The 24620-nt window shown below is 37.2% G+C and carries 19 protein-coding genes, 2 pseudogenes and 2 riboswitches; of the genes and pseudogenes, 18 read left to right on the top strand and 3 right to left on the bottom strand.

Annotated elements, in window-relative coordinates; all coding sequences use genetic code 11:
- The first annotated feature begins 286 nt into the window (after window positions 1–286).
- The 10 genes and pseudogenes from CCK98_RS15980 to CCK98_RS16025 all read left to right on the top strand — a co-directional run bounded on the left by CCK98_RS15980 (window position 287) and on the right by CCK98_RS16025 (window position 9317).
- The gene (locus CCK98_RS15980) at window positions 287–520 is read left to right on the top strand and encodes a cyclase (RefSeq protein ID WP_088087475.1); all 234 of its coding nucleotides are present in this window, start codon (window positions 287–289) and stop codon (window positions 518–520) included.
- Between the two features lie 242 nt (window positions 521–762).
- On the top strand, window positions 763–1761 hold the full coding sequence (locus CCK98_RS15985) for a DUF3231 family protein (RefSeq protein WP_088087476.1): 999 nt from the start codon (window positions 763–765) through the stop codon (window positions 1759–1761).
- Between the two features lie 145 nt (window positions 1762–1906).
- On the top strand, window positions 1907–2410 hold the full coding sequence (locus CCK98_RS15990; protein WP_306298944.1) for a hypothetical protein: 504 nt from the start codon (window positions 1907–1909) through the stop codon (window positions 2408–2410).
- A gap of 224 nt (window positions 2411–2634) precedes the next feature.
- Window positions 2635–4104: an amidase family protein gene (locus tag CCK98_RS15995; protein WP_088087477.1), complete on the top strand. Its 1470-nt coding sequence runs from the start codon at window positions 2635–2637 to the stop codon at window positions 4102–4104.
- Window positions 4105–4339: 235 nt separating this feature from the next.
- Window positions 4340–4645: a hypothetical protein gene (locus CCK98_RS16000; protein ID WP_088087478.1), complete on the top strand. Its 306-nt coding sequence runs from the start codon at window positions 4340–4342 to the stop codon at window positions 4643–4645.
- A 171-nt stretch (window positions 4646–4816) separates the two neighbouring features.
- Entirely contained in the window at window positions 4817–5320 is a 504-nt protein-coding gene (locus CCK98_RS16005; RefSeq protein WP_088087441.1) for a GNAT family N-acetyltransferase, read from the top strand.
- A 373-nt stretch (window positions 5321–5693) separates the two neighbouring features.
- Window positions 5694–6311 (top strand): hypothetical protein, encoded by a 618-nt coding sequence (locus CCK98_RS16010; RefSeq protein ID WP_256942366.1) that lies wholly within the window; start codon window positions 5694–5696, stop codon window positions 6309–6311.
- 65 nt (window positions 6312–6376) lie between these two features.
- Window positions 6377–6886, top strand: a complete 510-nt coding sequence (locus CCK98_RS16015; protein ID WP_088087480.1) for an RDD family protein — start codon at window positions 6377–6379, stop codon at window positions 6884–6886.
- Window positions 6887–7175: 289 nt separating this feature from the next.
- Window positions 7176–7673 carry a DinB family protein gene (locus tag CCK98_RS16020; RefSeq protein WP_088087481.1) on the top strand — a complete coding sequence of 166 codons (498 nt, stop codon included), beginning with the start codon at window positions 7176–7178 and terminating at the stop codon, window positions 7671–7673.
- 370 nt (window positions 7674–8043) lie between these two features.
- Window positions 8044–9317, top strand: a pseudogene (locus tag CCK98_RS16025) (IS110 family transposase).
- A 572-nt stretch (window positions 9318–9889) separates the two neighbouring features.
- On the opposite strand, the gene CCK98_RS16035 reads toward CCK98_RS16025, so the two are convergent.
- Window positions 9890–13015, bottom strand: coding sequence for an efflux RND transporter permease subunit (locus CCK98_RS16035; protein WP_088087483.1), 3126 nt, complete (start codon window positions 13013–13015; stop codon window positions 9890–9892).
- Window positions 13016–13493: 478 nt separating this feature from the next.
- Between CCK98_RS16035 and CCK98_RS16040 the strand changes: the two genes are divergently transcribed.
- The 6 genes and pseudogenes from CCK98_RS16040 to CCK98_RS16065 all read left to right on the top strand — a co-directional run bounded on the left by CCK98_RS16040 (window position 13494) and on the right by CCK98_RS16065 (window position 20060).
- Complete coding sequence (locus CCK98_RS16040) at window positions 13494–14423, top strand: DUF1259 domain-containing protein (protein ID WP_088087484.1); 930 nt, start codon at window positions 13494–13496, stop codon at window positions 14421–14423.
- Between the two features lie 111 nt (window positions 14424–14534).
- Window positions 14535–14951: a GNAT family N-acetyltransferase gene (locus CCK98_RS16045; RefSeq protein WP_179195824.1), complete on the top strand. Its 417-nt coding sequence runs from the start codon at window positions 14535–14537 to the stop codon at window positions 14949–14951.
- A gap of 202 nt (window positions 14952–15153) precedes the next feature.
- Window positions 15154–15924, top strand: coding sequence for a D-alanyl-D-alanine carboxypeptidase family protein (locus tag CCK98_RS16050; protein WP_256942367.1), 771 nt, complete (start codon window positions 15154–15156; stop codon window positions 15922–15924).
- 345 nt (window positions 15925–16269) lie between these two features.
- A pseudogene (purT, locus tag CCK98_RS16055) lies at window positions 16270–17435 on the top strand (phosphoribosylglycinamide formyltransferase 2).
- A gap of 58 nt (window positions 17436–17493) precedes the next feature.
- Entirely contained in the window at window positions 17494–18765 is a 1272-nt protein-coding gene (locus CCK98_RS16060) for an OFA family MFS transporter (RefSeq protein ID WP_088087486.1), read from the top strand.
- Between the two features lie 362 nt (window positions 18766–19127).
- Window positions 19128–20060, top strand: a complete 933-nt coding sequence (locus CCK98_RS16065) for a VCBS repeat-containing protein (RefSeq protein ID WP_256942368.1) — start codon at window positions 19128–19130, stop codon at window positions 20058–20060.
- A 216-nt stretch (window positions 20061–20276) separates the two neighbouring features.
- Here the strand turns inward: CCK98_RS16065 and CCK98_RS16070 are convergent, their stop codons facing one another.
- Both CCK98_RS16070 and CCK98_RS16075 read right to left on the bottom strand, forming a co-directional pair.
- Entirely contained in the window at window positions 20277–20684 is a 408-nt protein-coding gene (locus tag CCK98_RS16070; RefSeq protein ID WP_256942369.1) for a phosphatase PAP2 family protein, read from the bottom strand.
- Window positions 20685–20776: 92 nt separating this feature from the next.
- Window positions 20777–21562 (bottom strand): alpha/beta fold hydrolase, encoded by a 786-nt coding sequence (locus CCK98_RS16075; protein ID WP_088087487.1) that lies wholly within the window; start codon window positions 21560–21562, stop codon window positions 20777–20779.
- 283 nt (window positions 21563–21845) lie between these two features.
- A riboswitch (cobalamin riboswitch) is annotated at window positions 21846–22035 on the top strand.
- A 176-nt stretch (window positions 22036–22211) separates the two neighbouring features.
- A riboswitch (cobalamin riboswitch) is annotated at window positions 22212–22389 on the top strand.
- 126 nt (window positions 22390–22515) lie between these two features.
- On the opposite strand from CCK98_RS16075, the gene CCK98_RS16080 reads away from it, so the two are divergent.
- On the top strand, window positions 22516–22899 hold the full coding sequence (locus CCK98_RS16080) for a ferredoxin (protein ID WP_088087488.1): 384 nt from the start codon (window positions 22516–22518) through the stop codon (window positions 22897–22899).
- Window positions 22900–22952: 53 nt separating this feature from the next.
- The gene (cobJ, locus tag CCK98_RS16085) at window positions 22953–24578 is read left to right on the top strand and encodes a precorrin-3B C(17)-methyltransferase (RefSeq protein WP_088087489.1); all 1626 of its coding nucleotides are present in this window, start codon (window positions 22953–22955) and stop codon (window positions 24576–24578) included.
- Window positions 24579–24620 lie beyond the last annotated feature (42 nt).

Genomic DNA, 24620 nt, shown 5'->3' on the forward strand with positions numbered 1-24620 from the left:
AACAATCGGGCGCAATTCTGGAATAAGAATTGTGCTTTTATTTTTATATTGGACCATTTTATGAAATAGGAATTTTAAACAAAAATGGACTTAAAAAAGTTTTATTAGTGTGAGATTGTGAAGAAATGTACTTAAACTAAAGGGTGCAAGAATTGAAGAAGGTTTGCTGCGGCGATCCCTTTTTCTTGTTGTTCTAACGGTCAGGTTAGTTCAGGAGGTTATTGTTTCATTCAACTAAAATATGAATATAATAATCAACCCAAAACTAACATAAGGTGGATTCAAAATGGATAAAAGAGTTCAATTCGACTTTGAAATCGAGTTTACTAATGGTGGTGGAATACAAGGGCAGGATTTTCGTCTTGATATTGTTGGAGATGACATTTCTGACGAAGAGTTAGCTAAGTATATCGTAGAGGATATGAGGTTGCTAATGGTTGGTGGAGTTAGGATACTTAACAAAAAAATAATTAATGAAAAACATAAGCGAATACCTGCTGATGAGAAATCTGAGCAATAACCTCAAGCAAAATGTAAGAGAGAATCAAAAGTTCTTTTCGAACTGGAAAATTGAAAAGGGTTTAAGATTAAGCTGCCATTATGGTGGCTTTTCTTGTTCAACTAACGAAGCAGGTTAGTACAATAAGGAGGCAATTTTTTTATGTAGTTATTGGAGTTTTAATTAACAATGATAAGTAGGAATATTAATCCTATGCAAGGGAGAACTTAAAAATAATCTTTAAAAATGGAGTGATTTTCTAAATGAGTTCTCCAGAAAGTGTCAAACTTACTTCGTCAGAAATGGCTTCCTTGTGGACTGAATATATTAGTCACACACACAATAGTTGTGTATTGCAATACTTTATTGCAAAAGCCGAAGATTTAGAAGTAATAGATGTTCTGAAAAAGACCTATCAAATTGTAGAACATCTTAAGGACAATACTAAACAGATATTACAGTCAGAAAGTGTTCCAATTCCAATAGGGTTTGGTAGTCAGGATGTAGATGTTAATGCCCCACGACTATTTTCAGACTCCTTTTTTTTAAAGTACATAAAGAATTTATCAAGAGTAATGGTAGTATCTTGTGGTTTAATGTTTACGTTGTCTACTCGTAAAGATATTAGAGAACATTTTAAGAAAGGTCTATCAGATTCAACAACAGTTTTTGATGATGTTAGTGATGTATTGTTAGATAAAGGGTTATATACAAGACCCCCATTCATTGAACCACCAAAGAAAACGGACTTTATTGAAGATAAAGATTATCTAAATGGTATTAATTTGTTGGGAAACCAAAGATATTTAAATGCAGTTGAAATTTCTCATTTATATGGGAACATTGAAGCGAATGTAATAGGTAAAGCGATAGCTAAAGGTTTCGGACAAACAGCAGATTCTAAAGAAGTTCGTGAATTTATGCAAAAATCAGCAGATTTAGCTGATAAAATTATTAATGAGCATACTCAATTTTTAACAGGTAGTGACCTTCCTGCCCCTATGCCTTCAGAGACTCAAGTTTTTAGCTCCTTGCACCCTCCGTTTTCCGATAAATTGATGATGTATCAAATTACTATTTTATCGGCAGCTGGACTTTCTGATTATGCTACGTCATTAGCTACTAGTCAGAGGAATGATTTAAAAAGACATTACTTGGATTTGTTAGGGGATACTGCAAAATCAGCAAAAAAAGCTGAAGCCTTAATGATTGAAAATAAATGGAAAGAGCAGCCACCTCAGCAAGATAAAATAAAATGTTAAAGATAAACCACCAGTGTTATAACTTTAAACTTTCACTGTCTGTATAGCAGACAGTTTTTATTATTAGCAGCGGTTTACTACAGTTAGTTATGAAAATAAACAAGGGTAAAGCCTTTTTTCTTGTTCCACTAACGGTGCAGGATAATTGAACAATGATAAGAGAAAACTAGTTAAAAAAAGGACATTTTTTATGTTTGGGCTTATTATAGCTGTTATACTTTTTAATTTAATTGCTTTTATAACTAACAACCGTCTTACTAAAAATCAAATTGTTCATATTTGGGCATTTACCATTATTTCTCAGGGACTTGCTGATTTGTATATTGACCACAAATACCAAGGTTATTGGTACTTTACAAAAGGTGTTGATTGGGCATCTTTACCTACCCTTACAATGCTTATACCACCTGTAAATATGATGTTTTTGAATTGGTATCCATTTAACTCTCCATTATTAAAAAGAATTCTTTATTATATTTATTGGTTAGTATTTATGTTGATTTATGAAGTAATAGCATTACTTCCAGAACCTTGGGGATTCTTCAATTATGGGTGGTGGAAATTGGAGTATTCTATTCTTGTTGACCCTATTTTGTTAGTTATTTTACTGAATTATTATAAGTGGATTTGTAAGATTGAAAAAAGTTAACGAACGGGTGCAAGAGTTGAAGATCAGGGCTGTCATTATGGTAGCCTTTTCTTATTCGACTAACGGAGCAGTTTAGTTGAACAATCGTTATTAGCTTTTTTTCAACAATCGGGCCAGATTATTGGGTAACATTTTAAATAAAAATTGGATACTCATGATGTAAAAAATACTTAGAGGATTTTCTCTCTCTTTCTAGAATATAGAAGAACGGGAGAGGGAAAAGTATGGAAAATCCAAAGTTAAAAGAGCTGCATGATAATTGGCTCGAAGAGGTTACGATCACGGAGATTCAAGTAAAGCTGAAGAGCGGTGAGCTAACATCGAAAGAGCTTGTCTTGATGTATTTACATAGAATCTCCGTTTTTGATAAGGAGATTAATTCTATCCTAGAAGTGAATCCGGATGCTTTGCAGATTGCCGCTGCGCTTGATGCTGAACGGAGGGCAAAGGGGCCACGAGGTCCATTGCATGGAATTCCTATTTTGATCAAGGATAACATTGATACAGCTGATAAGATGCATACAAGTGCCGGCTCCTTAGCGTTAAAGGATTCGATTGCTTTAAGAGATTCGTTTGTCGCAGAACAATTGCGCAAAGCGGGTGCTGTAATTCTTGGAAAAACAAACATGACGGAATGGGCGAACTTTATGGCCATAGGAATGAAGGGAGGATATAGCTCCCGCGGTGGTCAGGTACTAAATCCTTATGGACCCGGCAAATTTGAAATTGGTGGTTCGAGTTCTGGGTCAGGAGCAGCAATTGCTGCCAATCTTGCTGCCGTTTCTATCGGCACTGAAACATCAGGATCAATCTTATTTCCTGCTTGTAAGAACTCACTTGTGGGGATCAAACCGACCGTTGGCTTAATCAGCCGCAGAGGAATTATTCCGATTTCTCATACTCAGGATACGGCTGGACCAATGGCCCGGACAGTAGAGGATGCTGCTATTCTATTAAGTATATTATCTGGCCGTGATGATGAAGATATTATAACAATGACAAATCCGTTAGCTGAAAAGGATTTTACCAAGCATCTTATCTCAAATGGACTCGAAGGGAAGAGAATTGGAATCGCTTGGGAAGGATTTATTAATGTATTTAGTCAGGAACAGTTGAAAGTCATTCATGATGCCATTTCAATTCTAAAATCATCAGGAGCAGAAATCATCGAGAATATCGAAATTCCTTCTGCAAAATTGAAATGGCCATACTATGTGCTGACATATGAATTTAAACCAGATTTAAATGAATACTTAAATGGCCTTCATCCATCCGTTCCTATTCGTACACTTCATGATTTAATTGAATTTAATAAGGAAAATGAAGAAAAGATGCTTAAGTATGGTCAAGCTGTTTTGCTGGAATCTGAATCGACAAGTGGAACATTAACGGAGGAAGAGTATGTAAAGGCATTTGAGTTTGATCAGTATCATTCAACTACTAAGGGGATTGATTATGCACTTGACAAATATCAATTAGACATGATTCTTTTTCCAGGTGAGGAAGGATCGAACATTAGTGCGAAAGCAGGATATCCAACAATAGCAGTCCCAGCTGGATATACTCTTGAAGGGGAGCCTGTGGGAATTACTTTTGCCGGGACATCCTTCAGTGAACCACTTTTAATTGAGGCGGCATTCGGATTTGAGCAGCTGACGAGGTATCGAAAGGCACCTGTTCTCAGGAAAGAATAAATTCAATTATTTTCACTCATACTATTGATTATTTCTTCGAAAATGAGATGCAATATATTCAACAAACGGGCGCTTTTCGTTAGTAAGAAAGGCGTCTTTTTGATATGCCCCTACACATAAAGGGATTAGATTTTGTTAAGGTAAAAAATTGTGAACATTTTTACTTAAACTATCGGGTGCGTAAGTTCAATAAGTAACAATATATTAAAATCATCTTAAAATAGGAGTATCCAAAATGATAGTAAAAATTGAATTTACATATGAAGAAGACACTGAATATATAGAGTGTCCTTCAAAAGTTGGAAGAAATATTCGACAACTTCAAAGGGATTTTGATAGATGGATATATGATAGAAAAAATGATCATCCTTATTGGGTGGTTGCTCATGTTGATGAAGAAGGAAAAATATACTACGGAGTTAGTTTTAATGCAGATGCATTCGTTTATTGGCTAAATAATGTAAGGTTTAAGAAAGGTAAACAAGTTGCAAGATTAGTTGAAAAACCACTCAAAATACCTAAAAAGAAAATTAATTTTTAAATTCCTTATTCAACTAACGGGTGCAAGAGTTAAACAATGAGGTGCTGTCGCAGCTCATTTTCTTTTTGTGCTAACGGATCACGTTAATTAAACAACAATATCATTAAATAGAGGATTTTTAGCTTTCGTAAAGAAAGAGTAAATAATAAAAAATGAGGGGATGAAGAAAATTTGGAGTATATCATTCAGATAAAGCCTTGGGAGGATAATGACCTTGATTTACTTTTTCGTATAAACGCTCCAGAAATGATGCAGCATCTTGGAGGTCCAGAGAGTAAAGAGCAGATTTTGAAACGACATAAACGATATCTTGAGCTTGGTAATAGAGGATGTATGTTTAGCATTATATTGTTACCAGAATTAGAAGCAGTAGGTTCTGTGGGTTATTGGCAAACTACTTGGAATAATGAAAGTGTATATGAAACTGGATGGAGCATTCTACCCTCGTATCAAGGGAAAGGAATAGCTACAAAAGCAGTAAAGTTAGCGATAGAAGAGGCATCTAATGAGAACAAATATACATACATTCACGCATTCCCATCGATTGATAATCCTGCTTCTAATGCAATTTGTCGGAAGCTTAACTTTCAGTTTATTTCTGAATGCGAATTTGAATATCCTCCAGGAAACTTTATGAGGTGCAATAATTGGCGTTATAACTTAATTGGACAATAGCTGTTTTTTCAGTTCTTAATTTTTAAAAAAGTTTGTGAAGAAATGTACTTAAGCTAACGGGTGCTTTAGTAAAATAACTGAAGTGCCATTTTTGTAGCTTTTTCACATTTTCCAATATTCAACAATCGGGCGCGTTTATTTAATAACGCGTCTTTTTCGTGTATTGGTCCATATAGTTTAATAAGGTATTTGAGATAAGGGGCGAGCAGAATAGTTCATTAATTTGCCGGCCTGAATATAAATATAAATATAAATATAAATGTAAATATATAAAGGTATAGATGGCTTTTTCGCCAATGAACCGCCTAAAGCAAATGTAAACAAACAAGTGGTTGTAATGAACAAATACATAGGTGAAAGGAGATTTTTATTTGTGACACATGCATCAAGTACTATTCCTAGAGCCGCAGTTCGTGGATCGGCAGTTGGCATATTTTTCATGGCGTTTTTTGGAACTCTGTGGGCGTATACAGGGATTATGGGATTAAACGGCTGGGGAGTTCCATTGTTGTTAATTGCTGCTATTACCATATGTATAGTTCTGTTCATCTGCGGTGTTTCATTAATACGTGCATCACGGGAATTAACGAATCAGGTTTCAAAAACAGATTTTAGGCGTGGGAATCGTACGATGTTTTGGTTTAACATTATTTTCGCGGCCGAGGGTTTGGCTATATTCATCATGATTGCTGTATGTAACGCTACTCGTCATTCTGAACTTATACCTCTCATAATCGCTATTATTGTCGGTGTTCATTTTCTTCCATTGGCCCATCTTTTCCGAGTAAGAATCTATTATTTTACGGGTACACTCCTTTGTTTACTTGCTATTATTACATTACTGTTTGTACCTGAGAAGGTTACGCTGGGGGAATATCAAATAAATGCATTTATGTCTGTAGTGGGCTTTGGCTCTGCTTTGATCTTATGGGGAACTAGTCTGGCAATATGGTTAATAGGTAGAAGATTGTTAGGTATCATTCCGAAATAAATATATTTGGTGAGGAGTTGTTTTTTGGGAGATCATGCGACGGAAATAGAGGAGCTGGTCATGCTATGTCTTATGCGCCATTTAAAATCCGTATTTACGCTTCCTTATTAGATTATCTAGTAATCGTTATATATGGTATTTTTATAGGTGGCATTTCTTTTGTATTTCGATCATTTTTAAACCCCTTATTTACAAGTTCCCCAGTAAAAGCTGAACTAACAGGTTTTTTTATGATGACGTTGCCAGTTACGCTTTATTTTATTTTATGTGAATGTTCTAAATGGCAGGGAACATTGGGGAAGAGAAAAATGGGTATCCGTGTTGTTGACGGTGTCGGTCAGCGCATTGGAATCGGTCGCTCAGCTTTTCGAACAGCTATCAAGTTTTTTCCTTGGGAGGTTGCTCACTTCGGTATATGGAGATTAATGCTTCCAACAGACTTTTCTGAGTTTACAGTTTATGTGATTCTATATGCTGTTAATCTTGTAATATTTTTATATCTAATAATTCCTCTCACAAATAAAAAAAGGAAAAATGTTTATGACTGGATAGCAGGAACAGAAGTAGTGCGCTGATTATAATAAGGTGCTAATTTAGCTAATACTCTAGTCAATAAGGTTAATGGACTCGATAGCCTTTAATAATATTTTCGTTCTTCCATTATCGGGCGCATTTCTGTTGCAAGAATTGTGCTCTTTCTTTATGTTAAGGACCAGATTGTTGAATAGGGTTTTACAAGAATAGCAAAATATCCTTCGATTAATATGCCTTTGAGAGAAGCGGATGGATAGCTGAACATGATACAATGAATTTGAAAGGCTTGTTTAATAAATGAAGGATTTGCTAATTTAAGGAGGGAATGGAATGTTTACATCAGTAAATGATTTCTTAAACGAATGGAAACAAGAAGCAGCTGTTACCCAAAAAGTGCTGGATGTGCTGACGGATGAATCGTTGAATCAGGAAGTTTCTCCAAGATTATACAGCATTGGAAGCCTGGCTTGGCACATTACTGGAGCATCTTACTACTTTCCTTCACAGGTTGGATTAAAATTTGAGATTCCTGATCTTCAAAAAGAGGCACCGAAATCAGCTGCTGAAATCAGCGAGACCTACAAAACAGTAAGTCAGCGGTTAACACAAGCATTTTCTGAACAGGTTTCAGATGAAAAAATGAACAAAATGGTGAATTTATTTGGAATGGACATGCCAGTTCAAGCTGTTTTCCGTCTGCTAATTCAACATCAGGCTCATCATCGCGGACAATTGACTGTCCTTATGAGACAAGCTGACTTGAAAGTTCCTGGCGTATATGGTCCTAGCAAAGAAGAATGGGAAGCAATGAATGCTCAAAAGAGCTGATATCGTTATGATGCAAAAAAGCCGGCGCCTGCCGGTTTTTTGTACTATCAGAATTTATTTCATTTTTTAACTCAGTTTGCGCACTGAATCCGTTTTTATATTCATTATAACAAAAATGATATTCAAGAATCTGGCGCTATTCTGTAAGAATTGCGTCTTTCTTTATGAATTGGGCCAGATTGTGGAGGATCAGTTTAAAAAAAATTTGGGTATTTATCGATGAGATTGTGAAGGATTGTACTTAAGCTAACGAAGCAGTTTAGCATTCCTGTAGATCGTTAAATATCAGGTTTGAAAAAAATAGAGCCCCTCAGTAAGATACGAGTATAGAGTCCAATCTAACTCAGAGTCCTAAGGAGGAAGCCCTACTATGAATTTTAAAATGCAAGACAAACAAAATCAACTAATAGAAAGAATTTCCGATACACATCTTATTGTTGGTGTGGATATAGCCCAACAATTACACGTTGCTCGAGCTGTTAACTTCCGTGGAATTGTAGTTGGAGATCCTCTTCATTTGAAAATAATGAAGAGGGGTTCGTAAAACTATTAAGTTGGATTCAAAACTTACAAAAACTAAAAAACTTAGATTCAATAATTGTAGGTATGGAACCTACAGGCCATTACTGGATTAACCTATCAAAATGGTTATATAACCAAAAGATCGAGGTAGTAACAGTCAATCCCCACTTAGTAAAAAGGAATAAAGAGAATCGAGATAATACCCAATCTAAGAGTGATAAAAAAGATGCACTAGTTATCGCAGATATGGTCAAAAACGGCTACTATTCCTTTATTCGCCCATCTTCATAATCATTTGAGAAACTTAGAGTTCTAATGTCTAATCGTGATGTGATTGTAAAACGTCTAGTAATGACTATTAATCAAATAAATCGATGGGTGGATGTTGTCTTTCCAGAGTTGCGACAAGTGTTTAACGATGTTTCGTGCAAAGGTGCAATCGCAACCCTTCGTTTGTTTCCAACTCCAGCTGAAATATCTTCAATGGAGTCAATAGATGTCCAGAGGGGATGGAAGTCATTAATGAAAAGACAACCAGGACCTAAAAAGGCTCAATTACTGATCAATCTAGCAAAATCTTCGATTGGAACGGGACAAGCACTTGATGCTTATAAATTCCATCTAGAACAATTATTAGAAGAATATGACCTCGCTGTAAAACAACTCGAAAGAGTTGAACAACTAGTTACAGAAGTTCTCAACAATATTCCATTTGCAAAAAAACTACTTATGATTAAAGGAATAAGTGAAATTTCATTAGCTGGGATCCTAGGTGAATCAGGTAATCTAAGTGGATTCTCACACGGAAACTCTCTTTTACGTCATGCAGGATTACATTTAGCTGAAGCAAGTTCTGGCAAGTGGAAAGGTCAGATTGTTATTTCGAAGCGTGGAAGGTCAAGACTACGACGTTTCCTCTACTTAGCAACGATGAGCCTTGTGATGAATAACCCTGAGTTTAAAGCTCTCCATGCCCATAATGTGAAGGTTAAGAAGATAAAGAAAATGAAATCAATAATGAAACTGATCGGTAAACTAGCAAGGATTTTTGTAGGAATAGCACGACGAAACGAGTCTTACTGTCCAAATAAAATACAGGAATTAATCCCTTTAGCTGCTTAGAAATAAAACATTAGTTTATAAAATGTAACAATTAAAATAGTTAACTTTAATTTTGAATGTTGTCTTATTCGTAGTATTTCAAATATGTACGGAGTACCAGGTTTCTTCAACAAAAGGGCACTGTGACCCATCAGTTTAGCATAACTGGCCTCCACCCCTTGGATAGGCATGACGAAGGAATGAGAGGGCAATTGACCCGTTGAGACATGGGAGGGAAAGCCTCCAGGGGCGGCGTGGAGATGTACATTATATGGTAATATATGGAGTAATAGCTAACTCCTTTATTTAACTATGCCTTCACGAAGCCAAATGATATGGATTCATTCCAATTACCCGTCATTCTATTTATAAGGGTTATGAAATCCTGCGAATAAGTGAGCATTCAAGAGATATTCGTATCAAACTGAGGGAGTTGAAGAGCGATTATCGATTTTGCACTTTATTTTTTAGTTAATTCCTTGTTTTATTTGTTAAAGAAGCGAACCCAAATAAAAAAACAAGGCACTTAATTTAAATAAGTGCCTTATTACATCAAAAACTAGTTCTATGATTGAAATACCTTACAATATTTATTAGCTCTTACTTTTTTCTTTTGGTGTATTAATGTTTTTAATTCCTGCTTTTTTATGCAACCACTCGTAAATGATTGGGATGATGATAAAGCTGTTAATTGTTGATGTTACCATACCTCCAATTACCACAATACCGAGGGTTTGAGAAATAACCGTATCCGCATTATGTGAAAATGCAAGTGGTAACAATGTAAGGACTGTCGTTGCTGCTGTCATTAAGATTGGTCTAATCCTTGAAAGACTACCATTCAACACAGCTTCTTTAACAGGCATTCCCTCTTTTCGATTTCTTTCGATTTTATCAATTAACACAATACCGTTTGTTACAACAATACCTGTAAGCATTAGTATTCCGATTAAGGCAGCCAAATTCCATTCGCCGTGGAATAGAATTAATGCTATCACGACACCACTTAAAGCAAGTGGGATACTTAAAAGTACTGATAATGGAGCTCTCCACCCTTTGAAAATTGTAGAAGTAATGAGTAAAACTAAAAGGATAGAAAATGCTACGGCAACGGACATATCGAAAATCATTTGTTTTACTTGTTCAGTGATTCCTCCCAATGAATAGGTTACATCTTTAGGAAGTTTCAAGCTGCTTAGAGCCTTATCTGCTTCGCCTGACACTTTGCTAATATCATTCGATGTAATCTGTGCTGTTACAAGAGAGAATGATTGACCATCTCGTTCGCTAATCGTTGAAGCAGACTGGTCTTTTGTAATCTTTGCTAGTTGGTCAAAACGGACCATTTCACCATTGTTCCCATTAAACGTTTCAGCAGCAAGAGATGCTAAAACATCATCCGCAGAGGCATTTAATGTAATTGTAGAGTTTGCTCCTGTTGCAATTTGATCTAAATATTGGTCCACAGGAAGGGATTTATGATCAACTGTAATCGTAGCGTCCTTAGATGAAGACATGTAACGATTAACAACGGTCAGAATGTCAGCAACTTTAACCCCTTTATCTTGAATTGCTTTTTGGTCAAATGTAACTTTGTATTTTGGTGAACCATTCGTTAAATCTACTTTACCATCGACGCTTAGGTTCGCAATTTTTGATAAGTTCGTTCTTGCTTCTTGAGCTACTTGATCCAAAGTTGCTTGGTCTGAACCAGTAAACAGGATACGCATTTGTGAGTCATCACCAGAAATGTTCTGGCTTGTGACAGTATAAATCATTTTTTTAGATAATGTCGGAAGCTGTTTTTGCAACTCTTTAATAACAGAGTCTGCATCCTTGTCGTTTTTCAAAACAACAGATAAATTGGCGACATTTGGATAGGTTATAAAACCTCCACCTTGGTCAAATACGTCATCACTTTGTGGTGTCATGGTGGAACCAAAATTGGATGAATACGCATCGACTTTTGGATTTTCTTTTAATGCTCTTTCGATTTTTTGGACCTCAGAATCTACTTGAACTAACGTGCTTCCTTTTGGCAATTCTGCTTTAATGGCAATTTGCCCAAGTTTTCCACTAGGTAATAAACTTACTGGAAGAAAAGCAGAATAGATACCAGCAGCTAAGAAGACTAAGATAGAAACAATAATCATTGCTTTTTTATGTTTAAAAGCAGATTGCAAGATTGGTTTCATTTTTGAATCGAGTTTAACAGTTTGTTTTTCCCCGTTTTCACCTTTCCATCCCATAAAAGCAAGTGCAGGGATGACAAGCATCGCAACAAAGAATGAAATGATTAATGCAATTACGACTGACCAGGCAAATCCACTGTAAGATGCACTGATGACGCCGCCAACAAAGGCGATTGGAATATAAACTGCAATCGTTGTTAAGGTAGAACCTAATATCGCAGGAATCATTTCTATTACAGATGATGCAAGAATGGAAAGCAGAGGTTTATCTTTCGATTCTTCCCGTTTTCGATACATGTTGTCCAAGATAACAATGGAATCATCGACAATACGCCCCATCGCTACAATCAAACCAGAAACCGTTAAAATATTTAACGTGATACCCATTGACTTTAAGAAAGCAGTTGTAGCAAACAATGAAATTGGCAGCGAAATCGCAATTAATAATGTACTTCTAACATTTCGGAAAAAGAAGAACACACAGATCATTGAGAATAAACATCCAAGTAGTCCTTCTCGAACTAATCCGAAAAGAGAACTGTTTAATTCTTTTTCTCGGTCAAGTAACACTTGGAACGAAACATCTTTTGGATTTACCGTATCCAAGTGAAGGTGTGAAACACGGTTCTTTACTTGAGCTGCAACATCCGTGATATTTGCCGATGGTGTTTTGATTACATTTAAAGTAACACTTGGTGCTCCCTTTGTTCTGGAGACGGTTTTAACGTCATTTAAGGAATGCGTTATGGAACCAAATGCTGAAATAGGAATTACTTTTCCTTCCTTATTCTTAATCGTTGCGTTTTCCATGTCCTGTGGAGTCAATTGTAATCCATCAAAAGATACTGGTATTGACAATTGGTTGTTTACAATAGTCCCCTGTGGCATTGATGGAACAGCCAAAGCAAACGATTTATTCACATCATCCAATGTTAATCCGTTTTTCACTAGGTCTTTCATGCGGACAGTTAATACATATCCATCTTTTGCTCCCCCAATTGCGGATACATCCGCTACACCAGGAACAGATTTTAATTGTTTAACAATTTCTTGTGTTGCAGTGGAACGTAGTGTTTGCTCATCCAATTTTGAGCTTGTTAAACTGTACGTCAAAATTGGGAATGAACTTGTTGTTAATCGTGTTACAGAAGGTGAGCTTGTAATCGTTGACGGAAGGTCTGCATTTGCCAAGGCTTTGTTTACTTGATCTTCCGCTAGTTTCATGTCTGTATTCATCGGAAAATACAAACTCATAAATAATCCACCATCATAAGAAGTGGTTTCCACATTGGATAAACCATCGACTGTTTTGACGGCACTTGCTAGATTATCGGTCACTTGCTGTTTTACCTGAGCTGCTTGGTACCCAGGCACTCTCATACTAACTGAAAGAGTGGTATTGTTTATTCCAGGCAAATAATCTCGTTGCATTTGGAAAGCAGAAATACCTCCCCAAGCCAAAATAATAACAACGCACACAATCATAAGAATGGCTCTTTGCATGGTTGCCTCTACTAATTTTTTCATTGCTTTCCCCCCCAAAAAATCTTTTTATATAAATTAAACCCAAATAACCTTATAGTTTTCTGTCGTGAATTCAAGAATGGTACTGCAATCAAATTGGGCAATTTCAAGTATACAAAACGAACTTGTTCGTTCCCTTAATAAAACATTAAAAATTCATTAAGATGTAAAATGAATTTTTGGTCAGGACCGTTTTTATTTTGAATCTTAAGGCAAGTGATTTACTTGGTGGCTAATGTATTTAGTGCTGTGTGGGTACAGGGATGGTTTTTCCTTTGATGTTCAATAACGGGGTGCGATTCTTCGAAAACGAAGATCGCTTTTTATCTTCTTCAAGTAACGGTCAGGTTAGTGGAATAAGGAATTGGATAATTATAGTGATGGGAGATGTTTGTTAAAAATTTTATGTGCAAGAAAAAGCAAAAAAAAGGGGATTCTAAATAGGATAAAATCGATTATACATCCAAAGGAGACTTATTCTATGCACATACGAAAATATAAGATAATAACCTGTTTATTAGTTGTTGTTTTAATTGGTAATTTTACAGCGAGTACCTTAATCTATGCAAAGAACTATTCACCCTACCGTTTAGCTACGGCTGATCTTTCATCACAATGGAAACTTGTAGAGAAAGAAATAGGAAAAACAGGTGAATTGAGGAAAGATGAAGTTTTTTATATCAGCCTACCACGAAATGATTTGAAAGTAAGCGTCAAGGGTATGCCAATACGTACAGGATTGGCATTAGGGGGATGGGTGGCTTTTAAACAAGTGGCAAACCAAGCGATGGTTATGGGTGATTTAGTTCTAACGGAAAAAGAAATTAAACCAGTTATGACTGAATTGCTTCAACAAGGAATTATGGTAACTGCGATACATAATCATTTATTAGATGAATCACCTCGGATAATGTATATGCATATTGAAGGACATAGTAATGCTGTTCAATTAGCGAAAGCGATTCGTTTAGGTTTGAAACAAACCAAAATAAATCTGGATCAAAAAGGTCACTCGTATTCCTTTTCAATTGATAATCAAAAATTAGATAAAATCTTTAAACATAAAGGTACCGTTTCAAATGGTGTTTATCATGTAAGTATTGCTCGGTTAGAAAAAATAATGGCTAACGGAATGGAAATTCCTCCTGCTATGGGAGTGGCAACAGCAATACATATACATCCTACTGAAAATGGGAAAGCAGCCATAACTGGTGATTTTGTACTTACTTCTGAAGAAGTAAATCCAGTTGCAACAATATTACGTAAACATGGTATCGAAGTAACTGCTTTACATAATCACATGTTAACAGAGAATCCACGTCTGTTCTTTATGCATTTTTGGGCAAATGACGATCCTTTCAAATTGGCAAATGCATTGCGTGAAGCCTTAGACAAAACTCATAGTATGTAGATTTTTATAAAAACAGATTGAATAATAAGTGAATTTTACAGCGAACCCCAATTATTTATTTTACGAATAGGATTTATTTTTATTAGCCGTTCTTGTTCAACTAACGGGTGCTTGAGTATAGTTAATTCAAATCCAACCTATAACATTTTAGAAAATGGAAATCCTTTAAGGTCGATAAAAGAAGTAAGTAGTGAATTTCTTACCCAAATTACTGATAGTTTCCTAATAATACATGAAAATAAGCACATTGGAATAATTGATTTTCTAAAAAATAATCCTAAAGACAACTATCCATGGTTAGGTTTACTCCTAATTCATGGTGATTATCATTCTTTGGGATATGGGAAAAAGGCTTATGTTTCTTTTGAGGAAAAATTAAAACAACAAAAATTCAATATTGTTCGTATTGGTGTAATACAAAAAAATTTGAATGCGATAGAGTTTTGGAAATCGTTGGGTTTTAAGTATTATGCTAATAGTACTTGGAGAGGTAAAGGTGTTGACTGTTTTGAGAAACATTTGATGTAGCATTATTGAACAAAGTGCTTTCCTTAACAAGATTGTGTAGTGTTGTACTTCAACTATTGGGGTGCAATAGTTGAAGAACGGAGCTGTCATCGAGGCAGCTTCTTCTTTTTGAACTAACAGCACGGATTCTTCAATAATTTCCAAGATTAAACCTGCTTATAATAAGTCATTATAAAAGTAACCTTAAAGGAGGTTATGATACGTGATTAAGAAAAACATCACTGTCCTTTTAATGTTCTTTTTAATAATTAGTCTTACTGGATGCAACAAAAAATCAAATGAATCATCTTCATCTAAGACGCCCAAAATAAATCAAATGAACATATCGAATCCAACCGATAAAAACCTTAATAAAAAACGGAAAACAAGAATAAGCGCTGTAGCCTTAACTCCCTATCCATCTTCGATAGCAACCGTTGTAAATAAAAAATATTATTTACCTGTTACTTATGTACCGAAGAATTTAGTATTTCCGGAAGTACCTTTTCTGTTCAAAGAAAAAATTGAAAAACGTAAAATGAGATGGGAAGCGGCTAAAAGTTTGGAAAAGATGTTTGCTGCCGCAAAAAAAGATGGAATTTATTTAAGTGGGGTATCTGCGTATCGTTCTTATTCTACACAAAAAGTATTGTTTAACAATTATGTTAAGAGTGATGGATTTGAAAAAGCGGTAACATACAGTGCGATTCCGGGCACAAGTGAGCATCAAACAGGTTTAGCGATCGATGTAAGCGGAACAGACGGAATATGTGCAGTTTCGTCCTGTTTCGGAAACAGAAAAGAAGCGAATTGGTTGAGTAAAAACAGTGCGAATTATGGGTTTATTGTTCGTTACCCAAAAGGAAAAGAATCCATTACGGGTTATAAACATGAGCCGTGGCATCTTCGTTACGTTGGTAATATTTCGAAACCAATTAATAATAGCGGGATTACACTTGAAGAATATTTAGGTGTTAAATCCGTTTCCAAATAAGAAAAAGCGGTTCTCCAAATACAGAGAATCGCTTTCTTTCGTATGAATAAGACCCTGTCCTTTTGCCTTTAATAACAAAGAAAAGAATATGATGTGCGAAAGACGACGAGTACGCTGATTCGTTAGCAGGTGTACATAAAAACAACACACAAGGCAGTGAAGAATAAACAAATATAAATAATACAAGTACATCTGTTAAAAAATAGTAACGCTTTCAAGAAAAATGACGAATGAAACTCATAAAAATATTAAATAATGTTCGTGTTTTGTGTGAAATTATCACTTGAATGAAGTGTAAATATGGGTTAATATAAGCAAAAGACAAACAATAAGGGGTTGTGTAAGATGTTTGGTACCCAGACAAAAAAAGTGTTGTTACTAGGTTCTGGTGAGCTTGGTAAAGAGACGGTCATCGAGGCTCAGCGTTTAGGACTTGAGACCATAGCTGTAGACAGATATGAAAACGCGCCGGCAATGCAAGTGGCCCATCGTTCCTATGTGGTGGACATGCTGGATGGAGAAGAACTTCGCAGAGTGATAGAACAAGAGAAGCCGGATATGGTAGTCCCTGAAATAGAAGCGATCGCAACAGAAACATTAATTGATCTTGAAAATGAAGGATTTCGTATTGTACCGACGGCTAAAGCTGTGAACTTGACCATGGATAGGGAAGGAATCCGACGCTTGGCAAGCGAGGAACTGGGGCTCCCTACAGCGAAATATGCTTTTGCGAACACATTAGAGGAATTAAGGGATGCCGTAGAAGAAATCGGGATTCCATGCGTGATTAAACCAATCATGAGTTCATCTGGAAAAGGGCAAACTGTTTGCCGTTCGATCGAGGATGTAGAATGGTCTTGGAACGAGGCTATTTTAGGTGGAAGAGCCAAAAAAACTCGGGTGATTGTCGAGGAATTTATCCATTTTGAATCGGAAATTCACTACTAACAGTCCGTTCCATTTCAGGAACAACCTACTGTGCACCAATAGGACATGTTCAAAAAGATGGTGACTATATTGAATCCTGGCAGCCGCATGACATGTCAACGGAACAAATCGCAAAAGCGCAGGATATCGCCAAAAACATCACTGATGCTCTTGGCGGGTACGGACTTTTTGGAGTTGAATTATTTCTTTCTCCACAAGGTGTTTATTTTAGTGAAGTATCGCCACGGCCTCACGATACGGGGATGGTTACAATGGTAACGCAGGACCTATCCGAATTTGCCTTACATGTAAGAGCAATTTTAGGCTACCCGATTCCATATGTTCAGCTATTGAAACCTGGTGCAAGTCATACGATTAAAGCAACGAAGGAAAGCAAGACCTACCAAATAGCTGGAATTTCTGAAAGCTTATCCATCCCAGATACACAGGTAAGGGTCTTTGGAAAACCGGAAACAAAAGTGGGACGACGGATGGCAGTAGTGTTAAGCAGCGGAGAATCAGTCGAAGAAGCAAGGCAGCGAGCCGCAGTAGCAGCTAGCAAAATGATCGTTACTCACGACTAAGTACTATTGGAAATCAACTAACAGCAAGGGAATACAACATGAAATAGGGGATGGAAGGATGCAAACAAAAAATCGTTGGCTGATCGCTCTTTCGGCCGTTGGAATTCATATTTCAATTGGTTCAGTTTATGCCTGGAGTGTTTTTACAAAACCGCTGCAAGAACAGATGGGGTGGGGATTGAAGCAAATTTCGTTTACGTTTAGCTTGGCGATCCTATTTTTAGGTTTATCAGCAGCTTTTCTAGGGCACTTTGTCGAGAAGTTTGGACCGAGAGCGGCTGGTACACTTAGCGCTCTGTTTTTTGGAGTTGGAATTGCTGGGGCAGGTTTAGCCATCCATTTAGAATCATTGCTATTACTCTATTTATTTTACGGTATGATTGCAGGAATAGGGTTGGGAGTTGGTTACATCACACCTGTTTCCACGCTGGTAAAGTGGTTCCCTGACAGGAGAGGTCTCGCAACTGGACTGGCCATCATGGGATTTGGTTTTGCTTCATTGATAAGCAGTCCGATTATGAATCATTTAATCGAAACATATGGCATTTCAAACACTTTCTATATTCTTGGTTCTGCGTACTTCATTATCATCTTTTGTTCTGCACAGTATCTTGCGCCGCCAAAAGAGGGATGGGTTCCTAAGAGCCTAGAAGCAGCAGCCAAAAAGTCCGGTACTAAAAAAATTAAAGAGGACCTTCGTCAGTTGACCGCCAATGAGGCAGTCAGAACAAGACAGTTTTGGGCCTTGTGGGTGATGCTTTTCATCAATATTACCTGTGGAATCGCGATTCTTTCTGTTGCCTCTCCAATGGCTCAAGAGTTAGCAGGGATCTCAGCTGCGGGAGCAGCGGCAATGGTTGGAATCATGGGGTTATTTAACGGATCAGGAAGGATAGCTTGGGCTACCATTTCCGATTACATCGGAAGGCCCAATGTTTACACACTATTTTTTGCTTTTCAAATCGTTGCCTTTTTTATGCTTCCAAATATTACAGTTGGAATACTGTTTTCTATCATTGTTTATATGATCATGACCTGTTATGGAGGAGGATTTGCCTCTATACCTGCCTTTATCGGCGATTTATTCGGAACAAAGCAGCTTGGGGCCATTCATGGCTACATATTGACTGCATGGGCTGCAGCCGGTTTAGTGGGTCCAATTTTTGTATCCTGGGTCAGGGAGACCACGGGAAGCTATCACGGGACTTTAGTCATTTTTTCAGGGATATTTGTCATAGCTCTAGCCGTTTCACTCCTCATTCGTCTAGATATTAGAAAATTAAGGACGAAGAGCGAAAATCCTATCATTAAAAAAGCAGGTAATTTTTAACGTTCAAATCGGTTTTCCGTGTTAATCACTTAAAGAATTGATTAAATAGAACAAGGGGCTGTTCAAAAAGGCGGGTACTTAACTTTTTGGGCAGCCCCTTAACTTTTTATCGAGCTAGGATTTCAAGCAATCTGGTTGGGTGGAGACATTTCTCCTATAGACTTGTTAGGTGATAAAACTGATTCTAGATGAACATAACGAAAAAAGCAGGTTATGGCTGATAATAGCTCAGGTAGGCTGCTTTTTTTATATGAAAAAAATGGAACCTACTAGTCGATAACCCATGTAGACCAGATCTTGGAATGCTCCTGTGGATTTGAACATAAATCTATATGGAGAATAATAAGACAGGTGGGTTGTAAATGGACACCAATGATTTTAATAAAGTACTGCATCACTATTACACAAAAATACGTGAGACGAATCATCCCTATTATTGGTACTGTTTGGCTAAAACGCAGGCAAGAGCCGGATTAACAAATGAAGCACTTCAAACGATTGATATGGCTTTGTCCTTTCCCAATCCTTATCCTTCGAAGCACAAACTTTTAGAAATACGGGCCGAACTGCAATCTGCTGATACAAGACAACTTCATACCAATAGTCCAACAGTTTTAACGGTAAAGAGGGGTGATATTGACGGAGACGGGATAAAGGATAATGTTTATCTTACGGCATATAAAACTCCTGATAGTCCATTTTGGAAAGATATCACCTTGGTTGTCCAAAATGGGAGAACACATCACTATGATCACATTCATTTTAAAAATAACTCAGGATACAATCCAACCTTGTTTCTTGGTAATTTTACAGGCAAAAAAGGCGATGATATTTTAGTGGTCATTGATACCGGAGGAAGCGCCGGCACTATTTATGCGTATATCTTTTCTTATATGAACGGTCAAATAAGGCAAATATTTGATTCGGATGCATTCAATGATTCCTATAAGTACGATGTGACATATGAAAATCAATACAAAGCAAAGGTAATCAGTTATCATTTCAGAGAAAAGTATATTCTTGACCTTACTTATAAGGGGAAGGAATATTTATCGGAAATCTATAACCCCCAAGGTATATTAAAGGCTCCTATTAATGGGTGGGTGAATCCCTTGTCTGGTTTATACCCGATTGATTTTAACAGGGATAATAGATATGAACTCGAAGCGTATCAAAGGATAGCTGGCAGGTACAATGCGGACAGTCTAGGATATGTACAAACTGTATTGAAATGGAATGGTCAGGCGTTTGGTCCTGACAGACAGACGGTGGCCACCTTTGGTGGGGAGATGTAACAATTGGACCTTTCCGAGATGAGTGTTTTAAAGAAATTGCGATTGAATGGTGTCGGGGAAAAAAATAGACTTTATTGAATAGAAAAGACAGGAGGTGATTACTAATACAAAAGGCAATCACCTTTTCTTATTGAACTAAACCAGCTGATTGTTTGTCAACATTTTTCAATAAAAAATCATAATACCTCATAGGCAATGCAATTTTCTTAAGCGTTTTCATTGCCATTTCCTTTGTAATAATTTATGAATAATCGCACTTGTAAAAGAGCCTAATACAGCACTTCCTGCAATGTCAGAAGGATAATGATGTCCTAGCCAAATTCGTGACAATCCCGTTAAAAAAGAAAACCCCAACATAATAGATCCAAGGATGCGTTGACTAAACAGGACTATTGTCGAAACGGCGAAAGTTATTAAAGTATGTTTACTTGGAAAGGACGAATCGAATTTTGAAGGGGTAAGTATACCTACTCTCCCTTCAATAAATGGGCGAGGCTTAAAATAAAATAACTTAATTATAAAATGCAAGAATAACGAAATCATGATAGACACTACTGCTTCAATAGTTACATTCCTTTTTTTTAAAAGCAAAATCACTAAAATAATAAAGAAAACAAATTTCATCTTTTTGGAATAAGTATCATTAATTTATCTATTATTAAATGACGTCCGGAAAGCAAATTTATTAAATGAAATAGTTTAACATCCAAGCTTATTCACCCCTGTTTTTCTGGAAGGTTTTGGATAAAGTGATAAATAACATGATTCAATTTACTTGCTGCCTTTGTTGGGACCTGATGTTTAATGCCTTCAACAAAGGTCATTTCATTTTGAGGTAGTTTCGTATGTAGTTGTTGTGCATAACGATAAAATGTTTTATCTTTTCCACCATAAATGAGGGAAATTGGCATAGTAATGTTCTCTAGTTGATCGGAAATGTTATAGTTCAAACTGTAATCATAGTATTGCAAGATGTTTCTAACATCACCTTTTTTAGCTTCTAGAAACATTTTGTCGAACAACTCTTTTGTATTTGAATTGCTATTGGATACTGAGCGAGCTAAAGCAGGCAATGCCCCAATCTTTGCAAGGTTTTTAGCAAGGCGTATTCTGTTTTTTAGACGCCAGTCACTTACCTCAGACATTCCACTAATAATGATTCCACCTAAAGCACGCCCTTTTGATGTTGATAACAAAAATTCCAATAGGATGGATGCCCCTGCTGAATATCCACATAAAAAGGCTTGCTTAATATCCAAATAGTCCATTAGTTTTTTTATATCCTCAACGATTAGTGGATAGGTAACAGGCTTTCTTGAAAAAGGACTCCTTCCATGTCCTCGTATATCAAAGGTGATAACCTGAAAATAACGAGATAGTCCTTCTAACTGGTATATGAAATTTATTGAAGTTAGAACGGGCGGATGAATAAATATGATTGGAATTCCTTTACCTTTAACAGTGTAGTAAAGGGTACTCTCATCAACTTCGAGGATTGGCATTTTATCACCTCAAATTAATAATACCTTGATTTGCTTTCATTTATTATTTGGTTCATTTTGTTGAATCATACAAAAAAGGCTTGGTCTCCCTAGTTTTTTTAGAACTTTTAAATTGTGTCATCATTTTTAATAGGTATAATAATATTCTTATTAAAAAAAGCCAGACAAGATCGATCCTCGGAGGTGACCAACATGGATTATAAAATAAGGGATTAAAAAAGCACTTGAAATATTCTATTTGTTAGACTAGTATAATTATTATCTCTTAAAATTACATATGAATTTGTTAACAATTAGTTAAGATGCCTTAGGGCTTAATAGGGAATCTGGTGCAATACCAGAACTGTCCCCGCAACTGTGAGTGTGGACGAAATAGACAAACCACTGGACCGTTTATTTAATGACGATTCGGGAAGGGTCTAAAGTAGGAAGAAACACAAGTCAGGAGACCTGTCTTAACTTTTAATGTTTCGATTTCTTCGGGGGTTGAGAAGATGGAACGTTTGGACAAAAAGGATTATTTATTAACTTTTTTTGTGCTGACGTTTTATCCGTTCAACTAATGTTGAACGGATTTTTTCGTTTTGATGATTCTAAATCATTTTTAATTCTCATAGTTTAGCTTTAGAAGGAACAAGCCTTTTTAACAATTGAATAGATTAGGATAGGTGCACGAATATGTGCTTAATAGGGAAGTACGGTTTAAATCCGTCACGGTACCCGCCACTGTATGGGGAGTTTATTGCAGATGTCACTGAAGGAATTCGGGAAGACGCAATGGATGATGAACCTAAGTCAGGAGACCTGCCTTTACCTAATAACTTCAATCAACCTACGGGAACATAGGTAGAAGTGCTGAACATACACCGCTATTTTTTTGTGTGTATATATTCTGCACCCCTATGTCCATAGGGGTGCTTTTTTTACGTAAAAAACGAAAAGGAGAGTGTGACATGACTACTTGGAATTTACAAGGGACGAAACACCATGTTTTCATTTGCAACGGCAGCAGCTGTATGAGAAAGGGTGGGGAGGAAGCGACACAAGCAATTCGGAATGAAATCACCAATTTAAACTTAGATTCACTGATACATACAACAAGAACGAGATGCAATGGGAGATGTAAGGATGCACCCGTTGCCATCGTCTATCCGTCAGGGACTTGGTATAAAAACGTAACCCCAGAAGTAGGAACTACGATTGTAAAGCGTCATCTGGCGGAAGGTCATTGCCTTCAGGAGCATGCGATCTATCAATATTCCGAAGCAGGATTCATACAGCCAGAAGGGTCGGAATGCATCGAAGGAGTACAAAAAGCGGTTAAAGAAAAGATTTAACAGCGGATAGTAGCTGGATTCTAGTTGGAAATTTTGGAAGGTGGCGTAATAGTGTGAAAGGCAAATTATTGGTTATTGGTTTTGGCCCTGGTGATGAAAAACATATCACCGGACGGGCAAAAGAAGCCATCGAAGAAAGTGATATCATCATCGGCTACAAAACCTACGTTGATTTAATCAAGGGATTAATAACTGGAAAGCAAATCATCAGCACAGGAATGACAGAAGAAGTGAGCCGTGCCCAGGAGGCTGTGAAGCAAGCTGAGCTCGGATACACGGTAGCCGTCATTTCGAGCGGTGATGCCGGTGTATATGGAATGGCAGGACTGGTTTACGAAGTGCTAATCGAAAAAGGCTGGAAAAAAGACTCAGGGGTAGAAGTGGAGGTGGTCCCTGGCATTTCTGCCATCAACTCCTGTGCTGCTTTATTAGGCGCGCCAGTCATGCATGATGCCTGTACGATCAGCTTAAGTGACCATTTGACACCTTGGAGGATAATCGAGAAACGAATCGAAGCGGCCGCTCAAGCTGATTTTGTGATTGCTTTATATAATCCAAAAAGCGGGAGAAGAACACGGCAGATCATGGAAGCTCAAAAAATTCTACTAAAATATCGCTCGCCAGAAACCCCTGTAGGATTGGTAAAGAGTGCTTACCGTGATAGTCAAAAGATCGTCTTAACCAATTTAAAAGAGATGCTCGAACATGAAATTGGTATGTTAACCACCGTTTTAATTGGAAACTCCTCCACATTTTTCTACGACGGCTTGATCATCACTCCGCGCGGTTATCAGCGGAAGTATACATTAAACCAGGCAATACAGCCGTTGAAACCGCATCAGCGTTTGCAAAAGGAAGCCGAACCATGGGCACTGGAGCAAACGGAAGATGTAACACCGGTGAACAAGAAACAAGTCACCCCAACCTCAGTGAAAGAGTCGCCAAGAGAGCTGGCTGAGGAAGCTTTGCAAATGATCCTTGGGGAGAACGATGGCCTAACCCAAGGTTTATTGGTGAAGCAAGACTTTCAATCTATTTTGGAGGTAGCGGTCAGCCCTGGTGTCGCCAATAAAAAATTTACCGCGAATCAGATGGTCATTCTTTCCCAACTTGTCGGAGAAGAAGGTGTCATGGAATACACACAAGACCATTTTATGAAGCTGCAAATTTTAACCTCTAAGCCTGATGAGATTGTTGAAAAACTAACGGCGGCTAACTTTTTGATTGCTCCTGTTGGCGACGTATTAACCGTAAAAGCCTGTGATTTTTGTGACGGAGAAAAGAAGGAGTCCATTCCATATGCAGAGGAACTACATGAAAAGCTTGGCGGAATGGAACTTCCTAAGGAATTAAAACTGGGTGTAAATGGCTGCGGTATGGCCTGTTATGGAGCCGTAAAAGAGGATATTGGCATTGTTTACCGAAAAGGAGCGTTTGATTTATTTCTAGGGGCAAAGGTAGCCGGAAGAACGGCACATCCCGGCCAAATCGTAGCGGAAGGAATCGCACCGGACCAAATTGTCGGGGTCATAGAGGGGATTGTTCAAGAGTACAAACAAAAGGCCTATCCAAATGAACGTTTCTATAAATTTTTTAAACGGGTCAAAGAGGTTCAAGGTTTTGTGTACCAGGATATCACACCAAACCTTAAAATCGAAGCGGCTGTTTGCGGGGAGTAAAGGGGAGACGTCTAGCGGTCAATTGGCAGGTTAGGCATTTAC

It is taken from the genome of Bacillus sp. OV166 (assembly GCF_900177675.1).
Classification (GTDB): Bacteria; Bacillota; Bacilli; order Bacillales; family Cytobacillaceae; genus Neobacillus.